This is a genomic window from Rhabdochromatium marinum, assembly GCF_016583795.1.
GTDB classification, from domain to species: domain Bacteria; phylum Pseudomonadota; class Gammaproteobacteria; order Chromatiales; family Chromatiaceae; genus Rhabdochromatium; species Rhabdochromatium marinum.
Genome location: NZ_NRRS01000144.1, coordinates 1 through 2,247 on the forward strand (window position 1 = coordinate 1; position 2,247 = coordinate 2,247).

Annotated in this window: 3 protein-coding genes; 2 read left to right on the plus strand and 1 reads right to left on the minus strand. The window is 57.0% G+C overall.

Annotated features, from left to right (window positions below; genetic code table 11):
• Nucleotides 1-201 precede the first annotated feature (201 nt).
• On the plus strand, nt 202-921 hold the full coding sequence (locus tag CKO36_RS18775) for an FHA domain-containing protein (protein WP_242469743.1): 720 nt from the start codon (nt 202-204) through the stop codon (nt 919-921).
• A gap of 253 nt (nt 922-1,174) precedes the next feature.
• Here CKO36_RS18775 and CKO36_RS18780 read toward each other — a convergent pair whose 3' ends face one another.
• Nucleotides 1,175-1,789 carry a DUF3782 domain-containing protein gene (locus CKO36_RS18780; protein ID WP_200286430.1) on the minus strand — a complete coding sequence of 205 codons (615 nt, stop codon included), beginning with the start codon at nt 1,787-1,789 and terminating at the stop codon, nt 1,175-1,177.
• 190 nt (nt 1,790-1,979) lie between these two features.
• Between CKO36_RS18780 and tnpA the strand changes: the two genes are divergently transcribed.
• Complete coding sequence (tnpA, locus tag CKO36_RS20585) at nt 1,980-2,225, plus strand: IS66 family insertion sequence element accessory protein TnpA (protein WP_420826355.1); 246 nt, start codon at nt 1,980-1,982, stop codon at nt 2,223-2,225.
• Nucleotides 2,226-2,247: the final 22 nt, after the last annotated feature.

Sequence of the window (2,247 nt, forward strand, 5' to 3'; positions counted from 1 at the left end):
GGCTCACTTCGATGGTGATCTCTTCGCCCGAACGCCGAACAACCGTGGCCATGATCGCTCCTCGCCTCATCATTTACAGAGGCTTAGAGCATACTCCTCGAAATAACATCTTGTCGAGGCCGCACCCTGACCAGCCAACTGCTCGATGTCGCCATCATCGAAGCGGCTGACCCAAGCGTCCCGAGCCGCCCATCGCCCGAATTGCCTGATGGCCTGGAGAACCTGCGCGCGCACAACCTGCTGACCTACAAATCCCATCACGAAGCCCTCACCGCTTGGGTGCTGGATGAACTGATCGGGCACTATGTCAACTATCGTAAACTCAAAACCGATGCACAGGGCAAGCGCCACCCGGTGAGCGCCTTTGGGCTCTATGCTGTGGTCACTCGCTATCCACACCACTTCGAACGCCACCATCCACTGCACCCCACCGCCTGGCAGGGGGTTTATCATCTCGCTTGGGGCGCCCAGCAGATACGGGTGATTGTGCTCAACCGCATTGCCCAGCACCCGCGCAATGCCGCCTGGGAACTGTTCGCCAGCGAACAGCATCGCATCCACCAGGGATTGGCCCATTACCGCGCGCGCCATCCCCATCCCAGCCGTCATGGTCACTGGGAATTGCTCGAATACCTCTACCAACTCTATCGACGCGAGGTGCCTGAAATGGCCTACTCCATGGAACAATTTCTGCGCGAGGCTCACGACATGGCCATCGAAGAAGCCATCCGCAACGACCCTGAAGCCGTACTCAAGCGTTTTGATCCTGAAGCCGTACTCAAGCGTTTTGATCCTGAAGAGCGCCTGCGCGGGCTTGATCCCGAAGAGCGCCTGCGCGGGCTTGATCCTGAAGAGCGCCTGCGCGGGCTTGATCCTGCCACCATCGAAGCCTGGCTGGCCAGGCAACGCCGGAACCACTGACAGAGAACCACTGGCAGAGAAATACTGGCAAAAGTGGTCGCCCGCCAGCAGCGGTCAATCACCAGACCGCCGGGGTGAAGGTGGGCGAATTGCGCACTTCGATCTGTTCGCCGTTGATCAGTCCCGAGCCGGCAGATACTCGAAAATGTCCGCCATTGGCAACTCCAATTCCAAGCACTCGACGAACCGGCAGGCAGTGGTCTCGTTGGTGAGGGTGCGACAAAGGTTATTTGTACGCCATTCTGGGTTGACCTTACCAGACGGCTGGGGTGAAATTTGGTGCATTGCGCACCTCCACCTGCTCACCGTTCTGGCACAGCACATAAAGCCCTTTGGCCATGGCTTGTTCAGCGACGGCTTCAGAGACCACCATGCCGGCAACCGCGCCCATGATGCGATGATCCTTGTAGAGCGGCAACACGCGTTTGAGTTTATCCAGCCGCTCCAAATGCGCATCAAGATGCGCGCTGACCAGTTTGCTCTTGCATTCCACCGCCACAGCCGCCCCGTCATTGACCACCAGCAAATCGATCTCCAGCGCCTCACCGTTGCGCTTGGCGGACACTTCGGGATAAACGGCATGGACTTCAATGCCTTGCGCGCGAAACAGCCGCACCACGACCGGAGCGACCAAATGCTCGACACATTCACCCAAGCGATTGCCAAGATCACCCAGATTTTTTGACAGCTGTTTGATGATGCGATCCGTTTCTTGGGCGCGCTCTTTCATGAAACGTTCAGTTTCTTGCCTCTGCTCTTTCATCAAGCGCTCGGTTTCCTGGAAGCGACGGTCGGTTTCCTGGAATTTTTCGGTGGTTTCCTGGAATAACCGCCAGACATCATCGAGCGTCGGATTAGCTTGGGTCATCTATTGATCCTCATATCGTGAGCTTTGTTGGTTTAAATCTGGCGATGGCGGTGGCAAGCGTCCGGCAGCGGATTCGCGGGGCTTGATCGTCGTTTGGTAAGCGTCCGGCCAATTACATCTATCCCGCCTAGATTCGAACCTGCAAGATGAAATTCCATTCCACTACAACAGGAACAACAGGAGTTTCAGCATGGCAGATCGACGGCGCACACGCGAGCAGTGGCAATCCATTGTCGAGGGCTGGTCAAACAGTGGCCTAACCCAGGCAGCGTATTGCGCCCAGCAGGGCATCTCGGTGACGAGCTTCCATCGTTGGCGCGAGCAGCTGCATGGGTGCTACCTTTCAATAATGTCCTTAGCAAGGCTGAGCACCGAACTGATCGATCTTGTCCCAGAATTGCGCCCAGCGTCCGGTCGACTGAACCAATGCACGTAAGCTCAAAACAATCTTGGCGCCC

What these genes read in the sequence shown, in the direction of transcription:
- CKO36_RS18780 (WP_200286430.1), bottom strand. Translation starts at nt 1,789, where the DNA reads ATGACCCAAGCTAATCCGACGCTCGATGATGTCTGGCGGTTATTCCAG.
- tnpA (WP_420826355.1), top strand. Translation starts at nt 1,980, where the DNA reads ATGGCAGATCGACGGCGCACACGCGAGCAGTGGCAATCCATTGTCGAG.